The following is a 25847-nucleotide window of genomic DNA, read 5'->3' on the forward strand; positions in this document are numbered from 1 at the left end:
GGCTACACATGGCCGTAGTCCGTCTGTCGTAATCCCCACGCATGGTTGATCGTTGGGCGGTCGGAACACGCCGGACGCCGAGACGGGGGAACGAACCATGACCATCAGCCGCAGGGGACTGCTCGGGACGGGCGCGGCGCTGGGGCTGCTCACCGCGTGCGGGTCCAACACAGGCCGCGACGACGGGAGTTCGGGCGGGACGCCCAAGCTGTCGCAGTGGTACCACCAGTACGGCGAGCAGGGCACCGAACAGGCCGTGAAGCGGTACGCGGCCGCGTACGACAAGGCGCGCGTCACCGTCCAGTGGCGGCCGGGCAACTACGACCAGCAGACCGCCGCCGCGCTCCTCACCGACTCGGGCCCCGACGTCTTCGAGGTCAACGGGCCCACCCTCGACCAGATCCGCGGCAAACAGGTCGCCGACCTCACCGACCTCTTCGAGGGCGTCAAGGACGACTTCAACCCGGCGGTTCTCGCCCCGAAGACGTACGACGGCCGGATCTGGGGCATCCCGCAGACCATCGACATGCAGATGCTCTACTACCGCAAGAGCCTGCTCGACGACGCGGGCGTCAGGCCGCCGACCACCCTTGACGGACTCGTCGACGCGGCGAAGAAGCTCACCACGAAGAAGGCCAAGGGCCTCTTCCTCGGCAACGACGGCGGCGCGGGCGTCCTCGGCGGCACCCCGCTCTACGCGGCCGGCCTCCAGCTCGTCACGGACGACGGCAAGGTCGGCTTCGACGACCCGGCCGCCGCCCGCGCCCTCGGCAAGATCCACCAGCTGTACGCCGACAAGTCGCTGCTCCTGGGCGCGCCCGCCGACTGGTCCGACCCGTCGGCGTTCGTCCAGGGCCTCACCGCCATGCAGTGGTCAGGGCTGTGGGCGCTGCCCGCCGTACAGAAGGAGCTGGGCGACGACTTCGGTGTGCTGCCGTTCCCGAAGGACGGCGCGGGCGCGCCCGCCGTACCGGTCGGCGCGTACGGCGCCGCCGTCTCCACCCGCAGCAAGCACCAGCGGGCGGGCAAGGACTTCCTGAAGTGGCTGTGGATCGACCAGACCCAGTACCAGGAGGACTTCGCCCTCGCGTACGGGTTCCACATCCCGGCCCGCATCTCCCTCGCGAAGAAGGCCGCACGGCTCAAGACGGGCGCCGCCGCCGACGCCGTCCGCTTCACCACCGAACACGGCTTCTCCCAGCCACTCCACTGGACCCCGGGCAGCCAGGCCGCGTACCAGGACGCCCTGAGCCGCATCATCAAGGACGGCGCGAGCCCGGACGCCGAGCTGCGCAAGGTGGTCCGGAAGGTCTCGGCCGAACTCGACCGCGTGAAGAAGAAGGCGTGAGTATCCGTCAGGAGGTCATTCAGCGAACAGATATGAGTGACCATCAAGAGCCAAGCCCGCGCCCGAAGTCGAGGGAACGCAACAGAACCCTGTGGTTCTGGATCTTCGTAGGTCCCTTCTTCCTCGGCCTAGGGATCTTCACCTACATCCCCCTCGGCTGGAGCGTCTACCTCAGCTTCTTCGACGCGCACAACACCGTCACCCCCACCGACTTCGTCGGCCTCGGCAACTACACGGCGATGCTGAGCGACGGCGCCTTCACCGACAGCCTGTGGACGTTCCTCGTCTTCTCGCTCTTCATCGTGCCCGCCACCTACGCGCTGTCGCTCGCCCTCGCCCTGATGGTGAACCGGCAGCGCCGCGCCCGGGCCTTCTTCCGCTCGGTCTTCTTCCTGCCCGCCGCGTGCTCCTACGTCGTGGCCGCCCTGATCTGGAAGATGTCGATCTTCAACGGGGTGCGGTTCGGGCTCGCGAACACGGTCCTCGGCTGGTTCGGAGCCGACCAGATCGCCTGGCTCTCGACGACCGACCCGCCCTGGTACTGGGCCGTCATCGTCACCGTACGGCTCTGGCTCCAGGCCGGTTTCTACATGATCCTCTTCCTCGCCGGGCTCCAGCGGATCAGCCCGACGCTCTACGAGGCGGCGGCCGTCGACGGGGCGCGGCCCGGCTGGCAGGTCTTCCGGCACATCACGTTCCCGCAGCTCAGGGCCACCTCCGTGGCGGTCACCCTGCTCCTCGTCATCAACGCCTTCCAGGCCTTCGACGAGTTCTACAACCTGCTCTCGGACGCCCGCGGCTACCCGCCCTACGCCCGGCCCCCGCTCGTCTACCTCTACTACACGGCCCTCGGCCAGGACCAGAACCTCGGGCTCGGCAGCGCGGGCGCGGTGCTGCTCGCCCTGATCATCGCGGTCGTCACCGTCGGGCAGGCCAAGTGGTTCGGCCTCGGCCGGAAGGAGGCGGCGTGAAGGACGACTCCCGCGTCAGGGCCGGCCGCGCCCTGCGCCTGGCCCTGCTGATCGCGCTCGCCCTCGTGTTCCTCATCCCCTTCTACCTCCTCGTACGCAACGGGCTAGCGGCCGAGAGCGACATCACGTCACCGGAGTGGACGTTCTTCCCGGCCGAGCTGCGCTGGGACAACGTCATGGAACTCTTCGGCGACACGTCCGTCCCGTTCGCCCGCTCCCTGCTCAACTCCGCGCTCATCGCCGTCGCTACGACGCTCGGCACCCTGTTCCTGGCCTCGCTCGCCGGGTACGGCCTGGCCCGCATCCCGTACCGCCACGCGGACAAGGTGTTCTACGCGATCCTCGGCACTCTGATGGTCCCGGCCGCCGTCACCTTCGTCCCGAGCTTCGTGCTCGTCTCGTCGCTGGGCTGGATCTCGACGCTGCGCGGGCTGATCATCCCGACGCTGTTCTCGGCGTTCGCGTGCTTTGTTTTCCGGCAGTACTTCCTTGGATTCCCGGGCGAGTTGGAGGACGCGGCGCGGGTCGACGGGCTCGGGTACTGGCGGACGTACTGGCGGGTGGTGGTCCCCAATTCGCGGCCCGTGTTCGCGGCGGTCGGCACGATCGTCTTCATCGGAGCGTGGAACTCCTTCCTGTGGCCGCTCGTCATCGGGCAGGACCGGAACGCGTGGACCGTGCAGGTGGCGCTTTCGTCGTTCACGTCGTCCCAGGTGATCAGGCTGCACGAGCTGTTCATCGCGGCGGCCGTCTCCGTCCTGCCGCTGCTCGTGGTGTTCCTGTTCTTCCAGCGGTGGATCGTGGCGGGGGTGGAACGCTCGGGCATCGACGACTGAAAGGCGCCTCCGCGACTCACCGGCTGCCCGTCAGATGCGCGAACACGACGACATTGCCCTGGTACCCCGTCTTCTGCGAGTAACCGCCCCCGCACGTGATGACGCGCAGCTCGGGCCGGTCGGCGGCGCCGTACACCTTCTTGTCGGGGAAGGAGCGGGCGTCGTAGACCTCGACGGCGTCGACGGTGAACACGGCGACGGAGCCGTCGCGCCGGTCGACCTCGATGGTGTGGCCCCGGGTCAGGGCGCCCAGGTCGTAGAAGACGGCGGGCCCCTCCATGTTGTCGACGTGTCCGGCCATGATCGCGGTGCCGCGCTCGCCGGGGGTGGTCCCGGCCTCGTACCAGCCGGCCAGGTTCTTGTTCTGCGGCGGCGGTACGTCCAGGCTGCCCTGCGGGGTCAGGCCGAGGCCCATGAGCGGTGCGTTCACGCCGATCGAGGGGATGCGGACGCGGTCCGGCGGCGAGGGGGAGAGCGGGGCGGCGCCGGGCGGCCGGTGGCCGGTGCCGGGGTGCGCGGCCTGCGCGGCGGCCGGCTGCGGCGGCTCGTGCGTCTCGGTGCCCTGGCGGAGCAGCCAGGCGCCCAGGCACAGGGCGACGCCGGTGACGGCCGCTATGAGCAGGTTGCAGACCGCGCGTGGGCGGAACTCCGGCATCTCGGTCTCCATGTCGGAGCGGGTGGTCGGTCGGAACGTGCGGGGTCGGTCGGAACGTGCGGGGCCGGTCGGAACGTGCGGGGTCGCCTTCCTCCTCCGGCCGCGCGAGGGGGAGCGCGGCCGGAGGAGGAGAGGACAAGCGGTACCAGGGGCCGGAGGGGCAGCGGAGGTCGTCCGTCCGGCACCCGTTCAGATCCCTTCGCCTCTCGCCCGGCGGTGCAGGAGCCAGGTACCGCCCGCGGCGGCGACGGCAAGAGCTGCCACCCCTGCCGCGGTCTTCACGGGGTCGGTGCCCAGCGCGCCGCCGACCCCCGTCTTCACATGGCCCCTCGGCTGGACCTGCTCGCGGGACGAGCCGAGGCCGACCATCAGATCGCCGGTGACCTGCCCGCCGCCGGAGCACTTCACGACGATCTCGTACGTGCCGGGCTGCGCGGACGAGGGCACCTGGAACCGCCCCACCGCGTCCTCGGCACGGGCACCCGGCGCGAGGGTGAACGCGTCCCCGCCGACGGCGCTCGCGTCCCCGGTGCCGCCGCGGTGCGCCCCGCACGCGGTGGTGTCGACGGTGACGGTGGCACCCGGCGACGCGTTCGCGGGGTACACCTTGAGACCGCCCGCGCCGCCCTCACCGGCGAACACGGGCGCGGTGGTCAGCGCGACGGCGGCCACGGCGAGCGCGGCTGCGGTCTGCGGACGACGTGTGCGCATCGTGACGTGCTCCTCCGAGGGGGGCGCGGCCCGCGGCGCATCCAAGCGCAGCTGTGTCAGTCACGCCCCTGCTCTACCGAGGTAAGTGGCACTCGCCCCCGGCCGCCTTCTGATGCTCCGTCAGAATGCCGGTGAATGGGTGTCACCTGACAACGCGACAGAGAGCATCAGGCCAGGTCACCGCCGTCTTCACGCAAAGTACCCGCGGGGAGGAGGGGGCACCGATGAATGGGTGACCGGGGGTGCTGAGCCGTCCCGAACGCCGAGGTCCCCCCGGCCGACCGGCCGGAGGGACCCCATGGACGAACTCGAAACCCGAACCCGAACCCGGCGATCAGCCCACCGACACGGCCGACCAGGTGGCCGTCACAGCCGCGTACTCCGCGCTGCCGGCCCCGTACAGGTCCTTCGCCGCGCTGAGGGTCGCCGTACGGGCGGCCGCGTAGTTCGTGGAGGACGTCATGTAGACGGTCAGGGCCCGGTACCAGATCTTGCCGAGCTTGTCCTTGCCGATGCCGCCGAGCGTGGCGCCGTTGCACGTCGTGCCGTTGTGCTGGACGCCGCCGATCACCTTGGGCCCGCTGCCCTCGGCGAGCAGATACGCGAAGTGGTTGGCGACACCCGACGAGTAGTGCACGTCGAGATTGCCGACGGACGAGCTCCAGCAGTCGGCGGACTTCCCGTCCTTGCTGGGCTGGTCCATGAAGCGCAGCGCCGCCTTGCCGAAGCCGGGCTTCACGATCTTCTCGCCGATGAGATAGTCGCCGGGGTCGGAGGCGTTGTTCGCGTAGAACTCGACGAGCGTGCCGAAGATGTCGGAGGTGGCCTCGTTCAGGCCGCCGGACTCGCCGGAGTACGTGAGCCCCGCCGTCTTCGAGGTGACACCGTGCGACATCTCGTGCCCGGCGACGTCGAGCGCGACGAGCGGCCCGAAGGTCGACCCGTCACCGTCGCCGTACGTCATGCAGAAGCAGGTGTCGTCCCAGAAGGCGTTGTTGTAGGCGCTCCCGTAGTGGACCCGGTTGTACGAGCCCTTGCCGTCACCGCCGATGCCGTTCCGGCCGTGGACGTTCTTGTAGTAGTCCCACGTCATGTCGGTGCCGTACTGCGCGTCGACGGCGGCGGAGGCGCGGTCGGCGTTGGCGCCGTTGCCCCAGTGGTTGTCGGCGTCGGTGAACACCACCGCGGGAGCCCGGCTCCAGCAGATGGTCAGGATGCAGCTGTCGGTCTTGTTCTGCGCGTCACCCGAATACGTACCGCCGCGCGTCGCGTCCTTGAGCTGGTACGTGGTCCCGGACTGGGTGGTCTCCAGCGGCACGGTGCCCGAGTACAGGGACTGCCCGTCCCCGGTCACGGTCTCGATGCTGTCCCAGGCGTCGATCTGCTTGCCGGTGAGGGCGTTGGTGAGGACGGTACGGGCGACCGGGTTGCCGAGGGAGTCCTGCCCGGCGGCGTCGGTGCGCCAGGCCAGCTTCGGCGCTCCGTGCAGGGCGTCCACGACGAGCGCGGGCTTGGCGACGACCTTGCGCAGCAGCTCGCCAGGATTGGCGGCACGCAGCGCGGAGGTCGCGAGATCGGCGGCGGCCGGAGCGGGAACCGAGGGCGTCACACTCGGCACGGACAGATCGCCGCGCTCCGCCTTGTCAGCAGACCGATAACGGCCATCACGGTTGAGATGGACGACGAAGTCGCCGCCCAGAACCGGCAGTTGACGGAAGGTGCGGTCGTAGCGCACGTGCTGGGTGCCGTCGGGATCGACGACGACGTCACGCACGGAGGTGCCCTGGGCGCCGGTGAGGCCCAGCTCGGCGGCCTCGGAGGTGAGGGCGGCGGCAGCGTTGCGTACGGCGTCGGCCCGGCTGGGCGGGGCGCCGGAGTCGGCGCCGGCGGTGGGGGAGAGGGCGGCGACCAGCAGGGCGGCGGCCGCCGCGGCTATGCCGGCGGTGCTGAGGCGCGATGTGGTCCGGGGAGGTCTCATCGGGCTCCTAGGGACGGCGCGCGAGAGCGCTGAGGGGGGTCACACTGATGACGCCTCAGATTCAAGAGCCCCAGACATGTCATGTCCATAGCGCAACCGTGCCGGTCCCGTGAACGCGCGTTCACGGCAGAATCGGCACAACCCCTGAAAGGCACGGACATGAACGCACTGGCCCTGACGGTCCTCACGACGACCGACGACGAGACGAAGGCCCGCGACCTGGCGGCGGGCGCGATCGAGGCACGCCTCGCGGCCTGCGCACAGATCACGGGCCCGGTCACATCGGTCTACCGCTGGCAGGGAAAAACAGAGACAGCCCAGGAGTGGCAGGTGCTGCTGAAAACAACACCCGACCACTACGAGGCCCTGGAGTCATGGCTGTTGGAGACCCACGACTACGAAACCCCGGAAGTCATCGCGACACCGGTAACGCACGGCAGCACGGCATACCTGACCTGGATCAACGAAGAAACCAACTGAACAAAAACTACTTCCGCAGCAGCAGAGTCACCCCGGCCACGACCACACCCAGAGCAACGGCGGCGATGCCGTGACCGAGCCGGTGGGAACGCAGCCCCGGCAGAACCCGGTCGACGGCGATACGGCCGGGCCCGGTGAGCGCGAGCGCGACGGCGCCGAGCGCGATGAGGATCTCGTACTCGACACCCTGAGGCGCGAAGAAGCCGCCGCCCCACTTCACGGCGATGGCGTTGACAAGGGTGCCGGCGACGGCGGCGCCGGCCAGCGGGGTGAGCAGCCCGAGTACGAGACCGAGCCCGCCCAGGGTCTCGGTGAGCCCGGCGACGACGGCGAAGGCCTTGGGCGACGGATAGCCGGAAGCGGCGAAGAACTGCCCGGTGCCGTCGATCCCACCCCCGCCGAACCACCCGAAGAGCTTCTGCGCGCCGTGCGCGGCGATGGTCAGACCAAGGGCAAGACGCAGCACAAGAAGGCCGACGTCATAGGTATGGGTGGCGTCCGAAGAACGGGGCTCGCGGAGCTGGGTCGCGGTCACGGTGGGGGGATCTCCTGACTGAACGATTGCTTGAAGTTTCAAGCTACAGTCCACCCTCAAGTATTTCAACTTTGAACCACATGGGAACCCCCGTCCCCAACAGCCGCACGGCGGATCAGCCGCGTACGAACAGAAGGGGACGTGTGGGTGTGTCCGCCCGGAGCACGGATGTGCGGACGCAGGCGGAAGATCCACGTGGCGGAGGTACCGCGATGGCGAGGACGGACACACCCGCGCGGCCCCGCCCCACAGCAGACGAGGCGCTCACGAACCGCCCTTCAGCGCCTCCGAAACCCCAGGCTCCCGAGGCCCGAGAAACCGAGGATCGGGCTTAAAAAGAACATCAACAACAGCCTTCCCGGCGGCGAAGATCTCCCGGGCCCCGCCGTAGTACCAGGTCACGTCATGCTTGGCGTCGACACCAACCCCGTAAGACACGACCCCCGCCGCCTCACACAGGGCAACGGCCCGCCGGATATGAAACCCCTGACTGATGAGCACGGCCCGATCGACCCCGAAGACCTTCTTGGCCCGCACACACGAGTCCCACGTGTCGAACCCGGCGTAGTCCCGCACGACGGCCCGCCCCGGCACACCGTGCCGCGTCAGATAGACCCGCATCGCATCAGGCTCGTCGTAGTCGTCACGACTGTTGTCCCCGGTGACAAGCACGACCCGGACGACACCGTCCCGATACAACCGGGCAGCCGCATCGAGCCGATGAGCGAGATACGGCGAGGGCTCGCCACCCCAGAGCCCGGCCCCAAAGACAACAGCGACATCAGTACGAGGCACATGCCCGCCGGACCGAAGCCGATCCCCGGTCGTGACGAACAACCAGGTGACGGGCAACAGCCCAAGCACACACAAGCCGACCCCCACCCGCACAAGAACCCGCCACCCCCGCCGAGTACGAGGCAACCGCAACGGAACACGCACCACCCACCACCGCCCCTCATCAACAGCCCCCGGAGAGACGACGCGAACGCCCCGGGAACGGTTCGCCGGGAAGCACCCCCGAACCCACACACCCCCGAACCCACCCAGCCACCCCCGACCCCTCACCCACCCCCGACTCGCGCAGACCTGACCGTTTGTCACTGCCTGCGCTTACTGTCGATCCATGGAAGGCAAGGACGAAACCCGAAACGCCCCCACGGACGCCCCGCCCGGCTACGACGCCCCCGCCGCGGAGCGCTACGCGCCGGAGCCCGACAAACGCCCCGGCCGCACCGCCTTCCAGCGAGACCGCGCCCGCGTACTCCACTCCTCGGCCCTGCGCCGCCTAGCCGGCAAGACGCAGGTGGTGACCCCGGGCACCACGAACAGAGCGTGGGACGCCAGCCCCCGCACCCGTCTGACGCACTCGCTGGAGTGCGCCCAGGTCGGCCGGGAGCTGGGCGCAGCCCTCGGCTGCGACCCGGACCTGGTCGAGACGGCGTGCCTGAGCCACGACATGGGCCACCCGCCCTTCGGCCACAACGGCGAACAGGCGCTGAACGAGGTGGCGGAGGACTGCGGCGGCTTCGAGGGAAACGCACAGTCCCTGCGCCTACTGACCCGAATCGAACCGAAACGCTTCGTGCAAAGGGCGAGCCCGGACCCGGACAAGACGGCGGACGAACTGGTGCCCGTGGGCCTCAACCTCACCCGGGCAGCCCTGGACGCAGCGACGAAGTACCCCTGGCCAAGAGGCGCCCACCCCACAGACCCGACGTCACCCAAGTTCGGGGTCTACGAGGACGACCGCCCGGTCTTCGACTGGATCCGCAGCGAGTCCCCGGAGAACAGCACGTGCTTCGAGGCCCAGGTCATGGACTGGTCGGACGACGTCGCGTACTCGGTGCACGACCTGGAGGACGGCCTGCACGCCGGCCACCTGGACCCGAACATGCTGCACGCGGAGCCCGAGCGCCAGGACATCTACACGGTGGCCATCGGCAGATACGTCCCGTCGGGCACGGACCCCGAGGAGCTCGCGGCGGCACTCGACCGCCTGCTCGACCAGGAGTGGTGGCCGCACGGCTACGACGGCACGGCGGTCGCGCAGGCCCGCCTGAAGGACGCGACGAGCCAGCTGATCGGCAGGTTCTGCCTGGCGGCCGAGGGCGCGACACGGGCCCGCCACGGCTCGGGCCGCCTCACGAGATACGGCGCCGAACTGGTCGTCCCGCGAGAGGCCCGCTTCGAGTGCGCGGTCCTGAAGGCGGTCGCGGACCGGTACGTGATGCAGCGCCCACAGCAGGAGCGGCTGCGCGCCGACCAGCGCATCGTCGTCGCGGAACTCGCCGAGGCGCTGACCCGACGGGCGCCCGACGGCCTGGACCCCCAGTTCCGCGCGCTGTTCGACACGGCACCCACGGACCGCGCCCGCAAGCGCGTGATCGTCGACCAGATCGCATCACTGACGGACGCCTCGGCCCGCTCACTCCACGCCCGCCTCACGAGCACCCGCCCCTAGCAGGCGCAACACACAACGGAAGGGAAACGGCCGGCCGACCACTGGGGGTGACGAAAAGATGCCCTGTTCGGGCCGCGCCCCCTTCCCGCATCACGCTCCGTGCGGGACGCTCGCTTAGGGAGCCGCAAACGGAGCCACACAGGGAACCGCTATGGAGCCGTGGCACAGAGGAGGAATCACGTGGTCGACGCGGATCAGACGTTCGTCATTGTCGGTGGAGGACTCGCGGGCGCGAAGGCCGCCGAGACGCTCCGCTCCGAGGGCTTCAACGGCAGAGTGATCCTCATCGGTGACGAGAGGGACCACCCCTACGAACGCCCGCCCCTGTCCAAGGGCTACCTCCAGGGCAAGGAGGAACGGGACAGCGTCTTCGTCCACGAACCCGCCTGGTACGCGCAGCAGGACATCGAGCTGCACCTCGGCCAGACCGTCGTCGCGATCGACCGGGCCGCGAAGACGGTCCGCCTCGGCGACGGCACGGCCATCGGCTACGACAAGCTGCTCCTGGTCACCGGCGCCGAGCCGCGCCGCCTGGACATCCCGGGCACGGACCTCGCGGGCGTCCACCACCTGCGCCGCCTCGCCCACTCGGAGCGCCTCAAGGGCGTCCTGTCCTCCCTCGGCCGGGACAACGGCCACCTCGTGATCGCGGGCGCCGGCTGGATCGGCCTGGAGGTCGCCGCCGCGGCCCGCGAGTACGGCGCGGAGGTCACCGTCGTCGAGCCGCTCGGGAGCCCGCTCCACGCGGTGCTCGGCCCGGAAATCGGCCAGATCTTCGCCGACCTGCACGCGGAACACGGCGTCCGCTTCCACTTCGGGGCGATGCTCACCGGGATCACCGGCCAGGACGGCATGGTCCTGGCCGCGCTCACCGACGACGGCGAGGAGCACCCGGCCCACGACGTCCTCGCCGCGATCGGCGCGGCCCCGCGCACCGGCCTCGCCGAGTCCGCCGGGCTCGACATCGCCGACCAGGCGCACGGCGGCGGCATCGCGGTCGACGCCTCGCTGCGCACCTCCGACCCGGACATCTACGCGGCCGGTGACGTGGCCTCCGTACAGCACCCGCTCTTCGGCACCCGGCTGCGCGTCGAGCACTGGGCGAACGCGCTCAACGGCGGCCCGGCCGCCGCCCGCGCCATGCTGGGCCAGGAGGTGTCGTACGACCGAGTGCCGTACTTCTTCTCCGACCAGTACGACCTCGGCCTGGAGTACTCGGGCTGGGCGCCGCCCGGCAGCTACGACCAGGTGGTGATCCGCGGGGACGCGGGCAAGCGGGAGTTCATCGCGTTCTGGCTGAGCGACGGGCGCGTCCTTGCCGGGATGAACGTGAACGTGTGGGACGTCACGGACACCATCCAGGAGCTCATCCGCTCCGGCGCCCGCCCCGGTGCGGACCGCCTTACGGACCCGTCCGTTCCGCTCAGTGCGCTGCTGGAAGGGGCGGACGGGTGACGTGAGGGCCGGCCGGTCACCGTAGAATCCTTGCGTGGCAGGCAGGATCAATGACGAGGACGTGAAGGCGGTCCGGGACGCGGTCCCGATCGACGCCGTGGTGTCCGAGTACCTGCAACTGCGCAACGCCGGCGGCGGAAACCTCAAGGGCCTCTGCCCCTTCCACGACGAGAAGTCGCCCTCCTTCCAGGTCAGCCCCAGCAAGGGCCTGTTCCACTGCTTCGGCTGCCAGGAGGGCGGCGACACCATCACGTTCGTGATGAAGGTCGACCACCTCTCCTTCTCGGAGGCCGTCGAGCGCCTGGCCGGCCAGGCCGGCATCACCCTGCGGTACGAGGAGGGCGGCTACAACCCCTCCCACCAGCGCGGCGAGCGCATCCGACTGGTCGAGGCGCACAAGGTGGCCGCCCAGTTCTACGCCGACCAGCTGGAGAGCCCCGAGGCGGAGATCGGCCGCGCGTTCCTCGCCGAGCGCGGCTTCGACCAGGCCGCCGCCGCGCACTTCGGCGTCGGCTACAGCCCGGCCGGCTGGGACCACCTCACCCGCTTCCTGCGCGGCAAGGGCTTCTCCGACAAGGAACTGATCACCTCCGGGATCTCCCAGGAGGGGCGGCGCGGCCCCATCGACCGCTTCCGCGGACGCCTCATGTGGCCGATCCGCGACATCGGCGGCGAGGTCGTCGGCTTCGGCGCCCGCCGCCTGCGCGAGGACGACAACGGACCGAAGTACCTGAACACCCCCGAGACCCCGATCTACAAGAAGTCCCAGGTCCTCTACGGCATCGACCTCGCGAAGAAGGAGATCGCCAAGTCGAGCCGCGCGGTCGTCGTCGAGGGCTACACGGACGTCATGGCCTGCCATCTCGCCGGCATCACCACCGCCATCGCGACCTGCGGCACCGCGTTCGGCGGCGAGCACATCAAGATCCTGCGCCGCCTCCTCATGGACAACGGCAGCGCCCGCGTGATCTTCACGTTCGACGGCGACGCGGCCGGGCAGAAGGCCGCCCTGCGCGCCTTCGAGGACGACCAGAAGTTCGCCGCCGAGACGTACATCGCCGTCGCCCCCGACGGCATGGACCCCTGCGATCTGCGCCTCGCGAAGGGCGACGACGCGGTCGCCGACCTGGTCGAACCCCGCACCCCGCTCTTCGAGTTCGCGCTGCGCCACATCGTCTCCCGGTACGACCTGGAGACCCCGGCGGGCCGTGCCGCAGCCCTCGACGAGGCCGCGCCCGTCGTGGCCCGCATCAAGAACAGCGGCGCGCAGCACGAGGTCGCCGTCCAGCTCGCCGGAATGCTCGGCATCCTCGACACCCAGTTCGTCGTCAAGCGCGTCGCCCAGCTCGCCCGCTGGGCCCGCGACCGCGGCGGCAAGGGCCCGGCGCCGGTCCGGGGTCCCCAGCCGCACGACCCCGCCCCCCGCCCCGCGTCGTCCGGCCCGGCGCTCAACCTCCGCAATCCCGTCTACGCCACTGAGCGCGAGCTTCTCAAACTTGCCCTCCAGCGCCCGGAGTTGGTGTCCCCGGCCTTCGACGCGTACGGCGTCGACGAGTTCACCGCCGCGTCCTACGCCGCCGTCCGCCAGGCGATCATGGAGGTGGGTGGAGCTGAGTACGGAATGCAGGACTCGCAGGACTACCTCGTCCGGGTGCGCGAGGCGGCGCCTGACGACGCGGTGCGTGCGATGGTCACGGAGCTGGCGGTCGAGGCGATCATGCGCCGCACGGTCGACGAGAACTACGCGGGCGAGCAACTCGTGACCGTGCGCCGCCGCGCCGTGCATCGCCGTATCCAGGAGATCCAGATCACCGTCAGGCGTTTGGAAGCGGGTGGCGATCCGGCTCAACTGGCCACGATGAAGAACGAACTCTGGGTGCTCCAGCAGTACGACCAGGCGCTGAAGGGCCACGGAGCCGCAGCACTCTGAGCCGACCCGGGTGGCACCACTACCACGTGGTCACGGCCCGATTGCAAAAAGTCACCGCACGCCCCTCGTGGCGGCGATGTGTCGTACAGCACACTGGGTCCGGTGCCTGAGTCCTCGGAGCGCGGCCGGAACCCGGGCAACGGGCCCCCCGCCGCACGCCTCAGCAGCGATCACCTTGGAGGTCGCCCCGTGCAGACCCAGACCCTCGGAGAGAACGACAGCACAGCGCGGTCCGAACCGGCCGTCCCGGTGGACGAGGTGCTTCCCGCGGTACCCGCGCAGAGCCGCGCCGCGCACCACCCCGAGTCGGACGCCGCCCGGCCCCCGCAGGACGAACCGGGCGACACCCTGTCCGACGGCCCGCCCGAGCCGGTGCGCGGCGCCCGGGCCGACACCGGCGGCCCCACATCCGACCTGTTCCGCCAGTACCTGCGCGAGATCGGCCGCATCCCCCTGCTGAGCGCCGCCGAGGAGGTGGAGCTCGCCCGGCGCGTCGAGGCGGGCCTGTTCGCCGAGGAGCGCCTGACCTGCGGCATCGACCTCGACTCCCGGCTCGCCGGCGACCTCGACAGACTCGTCGTCATGGGCCGGATGGCCAAGCGCCGCCTCATCGAGGCGAACCTCCGCCTCGTCGTCTCGGTCGCCAAACGCTACGTGGGCCGCGGCCTGACCATGCTGGACCTCGTCCAGGAGGGCAACCTCGGCCTGATCAGGGCGGTCGAGAAGTTCGACTACGCCCGCGGCTACAAGTTCTCGACGTACGCGACCTGGTGGATCCGCCAGGCCATGTCGCGGGCCCTCGCCGACCAGGCGCGCACCATCCGCGTCCCCGTCCACGTGGTCGAGCTGATCAACCGCGTCGTACGCGTCCAGCGCCGGATGCTCCAGGAACGCGGCTACGAACCCACCCCCGAAGAGGTCGCCGCCCACCTCGAACTGTCGCAGGAGCGCGTCAGCGAAGTCCTGCGCCTGGCCCAGGAACCGGTGTCGCTGCACGCGCCGGTCGGCGAGGAGGACGACGTCGCGCTCGGCGACCTCATCGAGGACGGCGACGCGGCGTCCCCCGTGGAGTCCGCCGCGTTCCTCCTGCTGCGCGAACACCTGGAGGCGGTCCTCTCCACCCTCGGCGAACGCGAACGCAAGGTGGTCCAACTCCGCTACGGCCTGGCAGACGGCCGCCCCCGCACTCTCGAAGAGATAGGCCGCATCTTCGGGGTGACGAGGGAACGAATCCGCCAGATCGAATCAAAAACCCTGAACAAGCTCAGGGACCACGCGTTCGCGGACCAGCTGAGGGGCTACCTGGACTGACCTAAGGGGCTATCTGGATGAGGCTCCGGGAGAGGAGCGCCCCGTCAGGGGCGCGGGGAACTGCGCGACAAGCCACAACGAACCGGCACTCGACAACTCCCCGCACCCCAAAGGCGCCTAGTCGACCTCAGCCACGGCCTGCGCGAACTGAGCTTCGTACAACCGCTGATACGCCCCACCAGAGGCGACCAGCACGTCATGCTGCCCCTGCTCCACAATCGCCCCGTTCTCCATCACCAGGATGGTGTCCGCATCCCGAATCGTCGAAAGACGATGCGCGATCACGAACGACGTCCGCCCATGAGCAAGCTGAGCCATAGCCTTCTGGATCAGCACCTCAGTACGCGTATCGACGGAGGACGTCGCCTCGTCGAGAACAAGAATCACCGGGTCGGACAGGAACGCCCGAGCGATGGTGATCAGCTGCTTCTCACCCGCACTGACCCCTGACCCCTCGTCGTCGATCACGGTGTCGTAGCCGTCGGGCAGCGTACGGATGAACCGGTCCGCGTGGGCGGCCCGCGCCGCCTCCTCGATCTCGGCGCGGGTCACGTCCTTCGACGCGCCGTAGGCGATGTTGTCCGCGATCGAGCCGCCGAACAGCCAGGTGTCCTGGAGCACCATGCCTATCCCGGAACGGAGTTCGTCCCGGGACATCTTCGCGATGTCGACGCCGTCGAGCGTGATGCGCCCGCCGGTGACGTCGTAGAACCGCAGCAGCAGGTTGACCAGCGTGGTCTTGCCCGCGCCGGTCGGGCCGACGATGGCGACCGTGTGGCCGGGCTCCACGGCGAGGGACAGGTCCTCGATGAGCGGCTTGTCCTCCTCGTAGCGGAAGGACACGTGCTCGAAGCCGACGAGCCCGCGCACGTTCTCGGGCCGCTCGCCCGGCACCGGGTCCGCCGCCTGCTCGTCCGCGTCGAGCAGTTCGAAGATCCGCTCGGCGGAGGCAACGCCGGACTGGACCAGGTTCGCCATCGAGGCGACCTGCGTCAGCGGCATGGAGAACTGCCGCGAGTACTGGATGAAGGCCTGCACGTCACCGATGGACAGCGCGCCCGAAGCGACCCGCAGACCGCCGACGACGGCCACCAGAACGTAGTTCAGGTTCGACACGAAGAACATCAGGGGCTGCATCATCCCGCTGTTGAACTGCGCCTTGAACCCGGCCTCGTACAGCGCGTCGTTCTGCTCGGCGAAGGCCTTCGCCGACTCCTCCTGACGCCCGAACACCTTCACCAGGGTGTGCCCGGTGTACATCTCCTCGATGTGCGCGTTCAGCTTGCCGGTGGTCTTCCACTGCTGCACGAACTGCGGCTGCGACCGCTTGCCGACCCGCGTCGCGATCACGAACGACAGCGGAACGGTCACGAGCGCCACCACGGCGAGCAGCGGCGAGATCCAGAACATCACCACGAGGACGCCGACGATCGTGAGCAGAGAGTTGATGAGCTGCCCCATCGTCTGCTGGAGCGTCTGCCCGATGTTGTCGATGTCGTTCGTGGCGCGGCTGAGGACCTCACCGCGCTGCCGCTTGTCGAAGTACGACAGGGGCAGGCGTGACAGCTTCGTCTGGATGTCCTCGCGCATCCGGAAGACGGTCTTGTTGACCGCCCGGTTGGACAGCCGCGTCGTGACGGCCATCAGCAGACCGGCGCCCAGGAACGCGCACAGCGCGAGACCGAGGACCGAGCCGACGGCCCCGAAGTCGATGCCCTTGCCCGGGGTGAAGTCGATCCCGGACAGCATGTCGGCCATCCCGGAGTCACCCTTGGCCCGCAGCCCTTCCAGGACCTGCGCCTTGCTGGCCCCGGCCGGCATCTGGCGTCCCACGATGCCCGCGAAGACGAGGTCGGTCGCCCGGCCCAGGATCTTCGGGCCCAATACGGACAGGCCCACACTCAGGACGGCGCACGCGATCATCGCGAGCATCGTCCCCTTCTCGGGCCGGAACTGGGCGATCAGCCGCTTGCCCGAGCCCTTGAAGTCCATCGAACGCTGGTCGGGGCCGCCCCCGGCCATCATCCGCCCGCCTGGCCCCGCCATCAGGCCGCCTCCGCTTCCGTCAGCTGGGAGAGAACGATCTCCCGGTACGTCTCATTGCCGGCCATCAGTTCGTGATGGGTCCCCGTGCCCACGACATGGCCCTCGTCGAGGACCACGATCCGGTCCGCGTCGCGAATGGTGGAGACCCGCTGGGCCACGATCACCACGGTCGCGTCGGCGGTCTCCTGGGCGAGCGCGGCGCGCAGCGCGGAGTCCGTCGCGTAGTCGAGCGCGGAGAACGAGTCGTCGAACAGATAGATCTCGGGCCGCTGCACCAGCGTCCGCGCGATCGCGAGCCGCTGCCGCTGACCGCCCGACACATTGGTGCCGCCCTGCGCGATGGGGGAGTCGAGCCCGCTCTCCAGCTTCTTCACGAAGTCCTTGGCCTGCGCCACTTCGAGCGCGTGCCACAGCTCCTCGTCGGTCGCGTCCGGATTCCCGTACCGCAGATTCGTCGCGACGGTCCCGGCGAAGAGGTACGGCTTCTGCGGCACGAGTCCGACGGTCCGCGCGAGCAGCGCCGGGTCGATGGTGCGTACGTCGACGCCGTTCACCAGGACCTGGCCGTCGGTCGCGTCGAACAGGCGCGGCACCAGGCCGAGGAGGGTGGACTTGCCGCTGCCCGTCGAGCCGATGACGGCGGTCGTCTCGCCGGGGTGCGCGCTGACCTGGATGGCCTTGAGCACGGGCTCCTCGGCTCCCGGGTAGCGGAAGCCCGCGTCCCGGATCTCGAGATTGCCGTGGCCGAGCATCTTCCGTACGGGTTCCCGCGGCGCCTCGACGCTGGACTCCGTACCGAGGATCTCCTGGATGCGCTCGGCGCAGACCTCGGCGCGCGGCACCATCATGAACATGAAGGTGGCCATCATGACGCTCATCACGATCTGCATCAGATAGGCGAGGAACGCGGTCAGCGCGCCGATCTGCATCCCGCCGCTGTCGATGCGGTGCGCGCCGAACCAGACGACGGCGATCGACGACACGTTCACCACGGTCATGACGATGGGGAACATCAGCGCGAGCAGCTTGCCGGTGCCGAGGGACACCTCGGTCAGCTCGCCGTTCGCCCCGCGGAACCGGCCCTCCTCGTACGGGTCACGTACGAAGGCGCGGATCACGCGGTTGCCGGAGATCTGCTCGCGCAGCACGCGGTTGACCGTGTCGAGCCGGGTCTGCATGGTCCGGAACAGCGGCCGCAGGCGCCGCACGATGAGGCTGACGCTGATCCCGAGGACCGGGACCACGGCGAGCAGGACACCCGACAGCGGCACGTCCTGGCCGAGGGCCATCACGATGCCGCCGACGCACATGATCGGCGCCGAGACCATCAGCGTGAACGTCATGAGCGTCAGCATCTGGATCTGCTGCACGTCGTTCGTCGTACGGGTGATCAGGGACGGCGCCCCGAACTGGCCCATCTCGCGAGCGGAGAAGGACTGCACGCGGTCGAACACGGCGGCCCGGACGTCCCGCCCGAGCGCGGACGCGGTGCGGGCGCCGTAGTACACGGCGCCGATGTTGCAGACCATCTGGACCACGGTGACGGCGATCATGATGCCGCCGAAGGCCAGGATGTAGCCGGTGTCCCCCTTCACGACACCGTTGTCAATGATGTCCGCGTTGAGGGTGGGCAGATAGAGCGAGGCGCAGGTCTGCAGGAACTGCAGCAGCACCAGCACCGCGATGGGTTTCTTGTACGGACCGAGATGGGTCCGCAGGAGTCGTATGAGCACGCTCGGTCTCTCGGAGTCGGCTGTCATGAGGGATGAGTGAGGGTCAGTGATGCACGACCCCCATCGTCCGACACTCCACCCGCGTTACTTCAACCGAATAACCCAAGACAGCACCAAAAAACCCACCTGAAATGGGATGAAACGGTCACACTCCCACGGAATCAAACGCTCCCGGGTGAGCCTGTTCGCGTACGGCGCTGAACTGCTGCCGCACCGCCTGCCCGACCGCGAACTCCTCGCCCGGCTCCAGGACCTGAGCCACCGCGCCCTGCCACCGCGGCAGCTGCCCGCTCAGCGCCCACGCCGCCTGACGCGCCGCACCGAGCGCTGCGTAGTCCGCGGGCTGCGGCACCACGATCTGCGTCCCGAACAGCATCGGCGCCGCGGCCCGCACCGCCGGCAGCTCGGCCGCCGCCCCGAGCAGGAACACCCTCCGCACCGCGACCCCGCGCCCGCGCAGCACGTCGAGCGCGTCCGCGAGCCCGCACAGCATCCCCTCGAACGCGGCCCGCGCGAGATGCTCCGGCTTCATCGACTCCCGCCGCAGCCCGCTCAGGGTCCCCGCGGTGTGCGGCAGGTTCGGCGTCTTCTCGCCCTCCAGATACGGCAGCAGCACCAGGCCGTGTGATCCGGGGGTCGACTTCAGCGCCAGGTCGGACAGCTCCTCGATCCCCGACAGGCCGAGCATGTCGGCGGTGCCACGCAGAACCCGTACCGCATTGAGCGTGTGGACGACGGGGAGGTGCATACCGGTCGCGTCGGCGAGCGAGGTGATCATCCCCGACGGGTCGACCAGCGCCTCGTGGTGCACCGCCATGACCGACCCCGAGGCGCCGAGCGACACCACGGCGTCACCCTCCCGCACCCCGAGCCCGAACGCCGCGGCCATCGTGTCGCCGGTGCCGGCCGAGATGACCAGCCCCTCCGGAGTCTTGCCCGCCGCGTCCCCCGGCCCGAGCACGTCGGGCAGCGACACCTGATGCCCGAGCGCCAGCTCCACCAGATCCGGCCGGTACGAACCGCTCGCCGCCGACCAGTAACCCGTGCCCGAGGCGCCGCCCCGGTCGGTGGTCCGGCGCGCGGGCCGGCCGAGCAGCTGCCACACCAGCCAGTCGTGGGCCTGCATCACGGAAGCGATCCGCTGCGCGGCCTCCGGCTCGTGCTTCGACAGCCAGCGCAGCTTCGTCACGGGATGCGCCGCCTGCGGCACACACCCGACGGCCTGCGCCCACGCCTCGCGCCCGCCGAACCGGTCGATCAGATCCGCCGCCGACGCCTGCGTCCGCCTGTCACCACCCGGCATCGCCGCCCGCACGGTGTTCCCCTGCGCGTCCAGCGGCACCAGCGCGTTCTGCTGCGCGGACACGCCGATGGCCTCCACGCCTTCGAGCAGCCCGCCGCCCGCGGCCTCCCCGAGGGAGAGCAGCCAGGCCTGCGGATCCACGTCGGCAGGGCGGCCGCCGCCCTCGGTGGTCTCCAGCGGGTGCGGCGCGTAGCCCTGCTTGATGACGGCACCGGAGTCCGCGTCACAGACGATGATCCGAGTGAAATCGGGCGAACTGTCCAGCCCGGCGACTATCCCCATGGCTGAATTCTGCCGCACTCCGGGCGGCCCCCGTGCCGGGGGCCGGGGCCCGGGGCTCAGCTGTTGCTGGTGCCCCAGTCGTCCTCGAGCGCGTCACCGGCCTGGCCGCGCTCCCGCAGCGAGCGCACCCGGCCGGACACCGAGTCCGGGACCTTGCTCCCCACCTTGTCGGTCACCGCGTGGACCGCCTTGCCCGCGAACTCGCGGGTCTGGTGGGCCGCCGACTCGGCGGTGTTCCGGACTGCGGGGTTCTGCGCGATCTCGCGCGCGGACTTCTTCAGCTGCTCGTAACGCTCGCGCCCGGCCCGGGTCCCGAGCACGTAACCCAGGGCCAGACCGGCGACGAATGTGAGCCGGTAGCGCATGGCTGTCACCCTTCCCTTGCGATCACCGGGGGAACCGATTGGCAAAGCACCCCCCTGCTTGCGCTAATGTATGTGTCGCAGCGAGCGCACGCCGCCTGGCAACAGCCAAGGTAGGTACGTTCGATGCAACGAGACATTCCCCTGTAGCTCAATTGGCAGAGCAGCCGGCTGTTAACCGGCAGGTTACTGGTTCGAGTCCAGTCGGGGGAGCTCGATCTCCTGTAGCTCAATTGGCAGAGCAGCCGGCTGTTAACCGGCAGGTTACTGGTTCGAGTCCAGTCGGGAGAGCAGAAGGAGAAGACCCCCGGGAAACCCCGGGGGTCTTTTTCGTGTGATCTTCGCTTCAGGGCGGAACCGTCCGCCGACGTGCGCAGTCTTCTACGCCGAGCGAAGCCGATCATCTGGAGCAGGAGATCGTATGAGCGGCTATGCTGCGGCAGACGGCGCGCACACATGTACGCGCCACGCCGTGACGGGGCGGTAGCTCAGCCGGTTAGAGCAGCGGACTCATAATCCGTCGGCCGTGGGTTCGAGTCCCACCCGCCCCACCCAAGAAAAACGTTCTGACCTGCGGAAACGCGGCTGAAGAGGTGTTTTCGCGTGTGGCGTTTGCTTCTCATCGGTTAGGTGAAGCGGGCGCCCGGGGTCTGCCTCACGGGCCCTGCCCCTCTGGAGCTGGGGCTTCAGGCGGAACGTGGGTGTGGGCCCGGGATGATGATCCCACGGCGATCCCGCGACTGCGGTGTGTGACGCGCCCCACATCGCCCGAATGTGTGCGGCTTTGCCGACGCTCCGTCAATCAGGGGGCGGGGGCTTGGTGGTGGGGGTTTCGGTTCGGGGGAGCTTGGCCGGTAGGTAGAACCGGCGCCGTTCTTGATGGCCTGATCTGATTGTTTGTTCGGGAACCACCGCACCTACGTCCGCGGTCTGGGCAGGCTTGTCCGTGATCTGGTGGATGCAGGCAGAAGAGCCGCCGCCCTGGCAGCGGCAGATCGGGCGTCAGCTCCCTGGGGGAGGCGAACCTTGACTTCGCGTCCGTGCGGTTCATGTTCCCGCCCGCCGAGCTGGGGCGCGCACTGGACGTCATGGCCAAACAAAACGTGTAGGGGCGCGTCAGCGCAGCGATAGTGGGGTCCCGGAGTGAGGCCCGTCTCGATCGTCAGTCCGGCTGGAAGACCGGCGCCGTCACCACGGGGTGGGGAGCGGCCCCACGTGCGTGGGGAGCACAAGGGCTCCTTCGCGCACCAGGTCGTTTATGCGGGGCTCTGTCGTCCGTGCCCGGCCAAAGGACCGACACGGACTCGGTTTCCGAGGAACATGCGCAGGCTTTCTGAGAAGGCGCGGGGAAACGCGTGACGCGCAGAGATCGCTCAGGGGGTGTGGCCGTCGCCCGGTTCCGGGGTTCCACGTTCTGTGCGGAGCTTCTTGGCCCGGTACTCGTCGCGGGCCAGGCCGAAGGTGTACCACGCGCCCAGGCCGGCGAACGCCGTCACGAACAGGATTCCCCAGGGGGGCGAGCCGCCGGTGACGGGGAGGAGAAGGACCACCAGGGTTCCGAGGGCGATCGCCACCATGACGCAGAAGATGATGCCCATGCCCCACCAGGTGCTCACCTGGGGGGTTCCGCTGCCGGGAGAGAAGCCGATTTCGTCCGAGGCGTAGCTGTGCAACTCCCCGTCCTTGGTGGTCCTCAGGTAGCGCTTTTCGCCACGGGCGAGCGCGGCCTTGTGCTCGCGAACCACCTCGGCATTGCGGCGCTCGCGGTCACTGTCGAAGGCCATGTCTCAGTCCTGCCTGTCGGGCGTCGTCACGTTCTTTGAGGTCGGCGTTGTGGGCTTCCAACTCCACCGCGCCGGAACCGGAGTTCAGACGTATGCACTTGCCCTTGGGGTTCCTGGCTCCGCGATCAGCCTACTGTTCCGTAGGTCGCGGCTGTCATGACGACCAGCGCATCCGGCGCACTGCTGGTGAGCCACTGCGTCGCGAACCTTCATGACGGCTGATCGTGGTCTGATCGCGTCGTCGGCCGGGTCGTGGTGTGGGGCCGCCGGCCGAGAGAACGGCTCGGCGAACGTCCGGCGCGGACAGTTTGCCGCCCAGAACGCCGGACCGTCAGCCGGATCACAAAGCCCTGCCCAGCGAGCGGAAGGTCTCTCGGCCTGCGCTGACAGCGGTCGTGGACTCGGTCCGAGAAGCGGCCGCGGTCCGGACATGCAGGCCCGGCGGTGCGGCCTCTGCCACCACCTCGACCGTGCCGAACGCGGCCAACCAGCACCATCACCGCCCACCGCCGACCACAGCAGCCCCACGCCGCAGCGGTCTGACGTGGCCCGAGTTCCTGACCGCGCAAGCTGAGGGCATCATCGCCCGCGACTTCGTCCATATCGACCTGGTCGATCTGCGCCGCGTGTACGCGCTCGCGTTCCTCGAACACGGCACACGCCGTCTTCGCGGCCGACGACATCCAAGCTGTGAGGAGCGCGCCGCGGGCCCCTCGGATGAACGCACACTGTGAACGGGGCATCGGCAGGACAGGAGAACACCCACGCGGGACGAGCGACCTCATCCGCACGTGCAACGACGACGGACCGCCCTCATCCCGGTCCACCGCCGGCAACCGCCGCACCGCCGCCGCCCGCTCCAGCCACCAAGACCGCGCGGCGCCGAGGGCGACGCACCCGCTCGCCGACGCCGTCGAACTGGCTGTTGCCGATCGTGGTGCGCGGGCCGGATTCCGGTGAGCCGCGGGTGGGGTTTGGCAATTTCTGGGTAAGTGTCCCCCTCGTCCGTAACCTGCGGCCGGTTGATTCCCTCTAAGAAGGCGTACAGATCGATCCGTCCGTTCGCAGGAAGAAACCAACAGTCGATGAGCCTCACAGGAACGCCGTTCCTCTTCACGTCGATCGTCCTGGTGGCGGTTGCCCTCATCCTGCCGCTGCTCCTGTGGTCCCGGATCCGCGGACCGGTAGTCGTGCGCCACGTCGCCCGGATGCTGATGCTGCTGTTCGCGCAGGCCACGGCGGTCACCCTGGTCTTCGTCCTGGTGAACAACTCCAACAACCTGTACGACAACTGGGCCGACCTGCTGGGCACGGGCAACCATGTGCAGCAGGCCGCCAACCTCGGCAAGGACGGCACGGGCGGGATCCAGATAAAGGCCCTGCCGAAGGTCCGCCAGACCTTCACACAGGCCGACGGGCCAGGTATGCACGCGGCCGGCGGGGTGCGCGTCACCCAGCTCAAGGGCCGGGTGTCGGGCGTCGACGCCGAGGTCTACGTCTGGCTGCCGCCGCAGTACAACGACCCCGCCTACAAGAATAAGAAGTTCCCGGTCGTGGAGCTGCTGTCGGGCTACCCGGGGTCGGCGAAGGCATGGTTCGGCTCCATGAAGGCCCACGAGCAACTGCTGCCGCTGATGCGGAGCGGACAGGTGGCACCGTTCATCCTGGTGGCGCCGCGCACCAATCTCATCGCCAAGGTCGACACGGGCTGCGCGAACATCCCGGGCACCGTGAACGCTGACAGCTGGCTCAGTGTCGACGTGCCCAAGATGGTGACGGACAACTTCCGCGCCCAGCCCGCGCCGGACGGCTGGGCAGCCGCCGGCTACTCCGCGGGCGCGCACTGCGCGGCGAAACTCGTGGTCGCCCATCCCGACCGCTACCGGGCCGCGATCGTTCTGTCCGGCTACAACGACCCGGTCGGCGAACGCGGCTCACTCGCCGCGCGGAGCATCCAGCTGCGGCGGCAGAACAACCCCTACTTCCTGCTGAAGGGCGATCGCACCCCGCCCCGGATCTCGCTCTACCTCTCCGGCGAGTCCGGCGACGGCTACCAGGCGGCCGCTGCGCTGCAGCAGATCGCCAGGCCGCCGACGGTGGTGCGCGCAGTGCTTGTCCCCCGCAGCGCCGGCGGCCACAGCATGGCCGTGTGGCGGCCGCAGATCCCGACAGTGTTCACCTGGCTCAGCCAGCAGATGACCGGTCAGGCGTCGGGATCTCTCCCTCAGCCACATTGGAACGCCGGTTCCAAGCATTCGGCGCTCGCCAGAGGAAGCGTCTCGCGAGCAGGCGCAGTACGAAAGCGGTGACGCCCGCGAGCCCCCGTGACCGAATGATCACCCACGGGGGTTAACGGCTACTTCGCTGACTGGAGAACCGTCGAGCATTTCAAGGACAGCGCGGTATCGCTGCTCTGCCAGCCACGTCGCCGACTGATCGACAACCGCTCGCGGCCCGGCTCGCTGAGCGGCCCGGCATCGAGGTCGTCTGCGATCCGTCGCCCGGCAGCTCGGCATGACCCTCAACACCATCCTGCGCTTCTCCCGCGCCACCACCCCGGGGGAGATGTTCACCGGCCAGTGGCAAAACCGCCCAACCAGGCTCGACGACTACAAGCCCTGCATCGGTGGCCCCGGGGGCCTGAACGACTTGCGGTAGTCGGTGGGGGAGACCCCCACCGTCCGGGCGAAGTGGTGGCGCAGGTTCGCCGCCGTGCCCAGGCCGCTGCGGTCGCCGATCTGCTCCACAGGCAGGTCGGTCGACTCCAGCAGGCTCTGTGCCCGGCCGATGCGCTGCTGCAACAGCCACTGCAGCGGCGTCGTGCCGGTCGCCTCCCGCAGCCGCCGGTAGAAGGTGCGCGGGCTCAGCCCGGCCCGGCGCGCCAGGTCGTCGACGGTGAGCGGCTCGTGCAGCCGCTCGGCCGCCCACTGGAGTACGGGAGCCAGGCCCGCGTCGTCGTCGCGGGGCATCGGCGCCTCGATGAACTGGGCCTGGCCGCCCGAGCGGTGGGCCTGCACGACGAGGCGCCGCGCCAGTTGGTTGGCGACCGAGGCCCCCAGGTCGCGGCGGACCAGGTGCAGGCACAGGTCGAGCGCGGCGGTGGCCCCGGCGCTGGTGAGGACCCCGCCCTCGTCGGTGTAGAGGACCGAGTCATCGACGACCACCTCGGGGTGGCGGGCCGCCAGTTGGGCGGCGTGGCTCCAGTGCGCGGTGGCCCGGCGGCCGTCGAGAAGCCCGGCCGCGGCGAGCGCGAAGGCGCCGGTGCACAGGGAGACTATCCGGGCCCCGGAGGCGGCGGCCTCGCGCAGGGCTGCCACGAGATCGGCCGGGACCTCCTGGCCGTCCTCGACGACCGCGTCGGGCACGGACGGAACGATGACCGTGTCGGCGCCCACGAGCGCGTCCAGGCCGTACTCCGTACGCAGGGATATCGCCCCGGCCGTGGCGTTGCCGCAGAGCCTCAACTCATACCAGGGGTCGGCCAGGTCGGGCTGCGCGATACCGAACACCGCGCAGGCGATGGAGAGTTCGTACAGCTCCCAGAGGGAGACCCCCGAGCGAGGGTCGGGGACGACGGCCACGGCGACGACACCTGTGCTCATTCACCGACCCTAACCCGGCCCGTGGCAGGAATTTTGCGCACATGGTCAGCCCTGCCACTGTCAC

19 protein-coding genes, 3 tRNA genes and 2 pseudogenes are annotated in these 25847 nt (G+C 69.5%); 13 read left to right on the forward strand and 11 right to left on the reverse strand.

Going from position 1 to position 25847, the window contains the following annotated elements; translation table 11 throughout:
* Positions 1 to 97 precede the first annotated feature (97 nt).
* Genes ABZ893_RS18980 through ABZ893_RS18990 form a run of 3 tightly spaced genes read left to right on the forward strand, consistent with a single transcriptional unit; the run spans position 98 to position 3155 of the window.
* The gene (locus ABZ893_RS18980; protein ID WP_361404662.1) at positions 98 to 1348 is read left to right on the forward strand and encodes a sugar ABC transporter substrate-binding protein; all 1251 of its coding nucleotides are present in this window, start codon (positions 98 to 100) and stop codon (positions 1346 to 1348) included.
* Positions 1349 to 1380: 32 nt separating this feature from the next.
* Positions 1381 to 2319: a sugar ABC transporter permease gene (locus ABZ893_RS18985; protein ID WP_361404665.1), complete on the forward strand. Its 939-nt coding sequence runs from the start codon at positions 1381 to 1383 to the stop codon at positions 2317 to 2319.
* The gene (locus tag ABZ893_RS18990; protein ID WP_361404668.1) at positions 2316 to 3155 is read left to right on the forward strand and encodes a carbohydrate ABC transporter permease; all 840 of its coding nucleotides are present in this window, start codon (positions 2316 to 2318) and stop codon (positions 3153 to 3155) included. The genes ABZ893_RS18985 and ABZ893_RS18990 overlap by 4 nt, the downstream gene beginning before the upstream one ends.
* A gap of 16 nt (positions 3156 to 3171) precedes the next feature.
* On the opposite strand, the gene ABZ893_RS18995 is transcribed toward ABZ893_RS18990, so the two are convergent.
* The 3 genes from ABZ893_RS18995 to ABZ893_RS19005 form a co-directional block, all read right to left on the reverse strand.
* A complete protein-coding gene (locus ABZ893_RS18995; RefSeq protein WP_361404671.1) occupies positions 3172 to 3822 on the reverse strand; it encodes a class F sortase in 651 nt (216 codons plus the stop codon).
* 177 nt (positions 3823 to 3999) lie between these two features.
* Positions 4000 to 4521 (reverse strand): hypothetical protein, encoded by a 522-nt coding sequence (locus ABZ893_RS19000; protein ID WP_361404674.1) that lies wholly within the window; start codon positions 4519 to 4521, stop codon positions 4000 to 4002.
* 334 nt (positions 4522 to 4855) lie between these two features.
* The gene (locus ABZ893_RS19005; protein WP_361404677.1) at positions 4856 to 6499 is read right to left on the reverse strand and encodes a M4 family metallopeptidase; all 1644 of its coding nucleotides are present in this window, start codon (positions 6497 to 6499) and stop codon (positions 4856 to 4858) included.
* 159 nt (positions 6500 to 6658) lie between these two features.
* Between ABZ893_RS19005 and cutA the strand changes: the two genes are divergently transcribed.
* Complete coding sequence (gene cutA / locus ABZ893_RS19010) at positions 6659 to 6979, forward strand: divalent-cation tolerance protein CutA (protein ID WP_361404680.1); 321 nt, start codon at positions 6659 to 6661, stop codon at positions 6977 to 6979.
* 7 nt (positions 6980 to 6986) lie between these two features.
* On the opposite strand, the gene ABZ893_RS19015 is transcribed toward cutA, so the two are convergent.
* Both ABZ893_RS19015 and ABZ893_RS19020 read right to left on the reverse strand, forming a co-directional pair.
* Complete coding sequence (locus tag ABZ893_RS19015; protein ID WP_361404683.1) at positions 6987 to 7514, reverse strand: DoxX family protein; 528 nt, start codon at positions 7512 to 7514, stop codon at positions 6987 to 6989.
* Positions 7515 to 7778: 264 nt separating this feature from the next.
* Entirely contained in the window at positions 7779 to 8453 is a 675-nt protein-coding gene (locus ABZ893_RS19020; protein ID WP_361405738.1) for an ElyC/SanA/YdcF family protein, read from the reverse strand.
* Between the two features lie 184 nt (positions 8454 to 8637).
* Here ABZ893_RS19020 and ABZ893_RS19025 point away from each other — a divergent pair, with 184 nt between their 5' ends.
* The 4 genes from ABZ893_RS19025 to ABZ893_RS19040 all read left to right on the forward strand — a co-directional run bounded on the left by ABZ893_RS19025 (position 8638) and on the right by ABZ893_RS19040 (position 14671).
* Positions 8638 to 9975: a deoxyguanosinetriphosphate triphosphohydrolase gene (locus tag ABZ893_RS19025; protein WP_361404686.1), complete on the forward strand. Its 1338-nt coding sequence runs from the start codon at positions 8638 to 8640 to the stop codon at positions 9973 to 9975.
* Between the two features lie 180 nt (positions 9976 to 10155).
* Positions 10156 to 11430, forward strand: coding sequence for an FAD-dependent oxidoreductase (locus ABZ893_RS19030; protein WP_361404689.1), 1275 nt, complete (start codon positions 10156 to 10158; stop codon positions 11428 to 11430).
* Positions 11431 to 11464: 34 nt separating this feature from the next.
* Positions 11465 to 13360, forward strand: a complete 1896-nt coding sequence (gene dnaG, locus ABZ893_RS19035) for a DNA primase (protein WP_361404691.1) — start codon at positions 11465 to 11467, stop codon at positions 13358 to 13360.
* A 102-nt stretch (positions 13361 to 13462) separates the two neighbouring features.
* On the forward strand, positions 13463 to 14671 hold the full coding sequence (locus tag ABZ893_RS19040) for an RNA polymerase sigma factor (protein WP_361404694.1): 1209 nt from the start codon (positions 13463 to 13465) through the stop codon (positions 14669 to 14671).
* A gap of 117 nt (positions 14672 to 14788) precedes the next feature.
* Here the strand turns inward: ABZ893_RS19040 and ABZ893_RS19045 are convergent, their stop codons facing one another.
* From ABZ893_RS19045 to ABZ893_RS19060, 4 genes are all read right to left on the reverse strand, one after another.
* A complete protein-coding gene (locus ABZ893_RS19045; protein ID WP_361404696.1) occupies positions 14789 to 16717 on the reverse strand; it encodes an ABC transporter ATP-binding protein in 1929 nt (642 codons plus the stop codon).
* A complete protein-coding gene (locus tag ABZ893_RS19050) occupies positions 16717 to 18450 on the reverse strand; it encodes an ABC transporter ATP-binding protein (RefSeq protein ID WP_361405741.1) in 1734 nt (577 codons plus the stop codon). Before ABZ893_RS19050 ends, ABZ893_RS19045 begins: the two co-directional genes overlap by 1 nt.
* A gap of 145 nt (positions 18451 to 18595) precedes the next feature.
* Complete coding sequence (locus ABZ893_RS19055) at positions 18596 to 20035, reverse strand: FGGY family carbohydrate kinase (RefSeq protein ID WP_361404699.1); 1440 nt, start codon at positions 20033 to 20035, stop codon at positions 18596 to 18598.
* Between the two features lie 56 nt (positions 20036 to 20091).
* The gene (locus ABZ893_RS19060; protein ID WP_361404702.1) at positions 20092 to 20400 is read right to left on the reverse strand and encodes a YtxH domain-containing protein; all 309 of its coding nucleotides are present in this window, start codon (positions 20398 to 20400) and stop codon (positions 20092 to 20094) included.
* Positions 20401 to 20537: 137 nt separating this feature from the next.
* Between ABZ893_RS19060 and ABZ893_RS19065 the strand changes: the two genes are divergently transcribed.
* From ABZ893_RS19065 to ABZ893_RS19075, 3 genes are all read left to right on the forward strand, one after another.
* Positions 20538 to 20610 (forward strand) — tRNA-Asn (locus ABZ893_RS19065).
* A 5-nt stretch (positions 20611 to 20615) separates the two neighbouring features.
* A tRNA-Asn gene (locus ABZ893_RS19070) sits at positions 20616 to 20688 on the forward strand.
* Positions 20689 to 20874: 186 nt separating this feature from the next.
* Positions 20875 to 20948 (forward strand) — tRNA-Ile (locus ABZ893_RS19075).
* A gap of 822 nt (positions 20949 to 21770) precedes the next feature.
* On the opposite strand, the gene ABZ893_RS19080 is transcribed toward ABZ893_RS19075, so the two are convergent.
* The gene (locus tag ABZ893_RS19080) at positions 21771 to 22181 is read right to left on the reverse strand and encodes a hypothetical protein (protein ID WP_361404705.1); all 411 of its coding nucleotides are present in this window, start codon (positions 22179 to 22181) and stop codon (positions 21771 to 21773) included.
* 521 nt (positions 22182 to 22702) lie between these two features.
* On the opposite strand from ABZ893_RS19080, the pseudogene ABZ893_RS19085 reads away from it, so the two are divergent.
* Positions 22703 to 22928 (forward strand): annotated as a pseudogene (locus ABZ893_RS19085) (integrase); the annotation flags it as partial.
* Positions 22929 to 23605: 677 nt separating this feature from the next.
* Positions 23606 to 24337, forward strand: a pseudogene (locus ABZ893_RS19090) (alpha/beta hydrolase-fold protein); the annotation flags it as partial.
* Positions 24338 to 24790: 453 nt separating this feature from the next.
* Here ABZ893_RS19090 and ABZ893_RS19095 read toward each other — a convergent pair.
* A complete protein-coding gene (locus tag ABZ893_RS19095) occupies positions 24791 to 25783 on the reverse strand; it encodes a helix-turn-helix domain-containing protein (RefSeq protein WP_361404707.1) in 993 nt (330 codons plus the stop codon).
* Positions 25784 to 25847: the final 64 nt, after the last annotated feature.

The sequence above is a fragment of the Streptomyces sp. NPDC046821 genome (assembly GCF_040645335.1).
Taxonomy (GTDB): Bacteria; Actinomycetota; Actinomycetes; order Streptomycetales; family Streptomycetaceae; genus Streptomyces.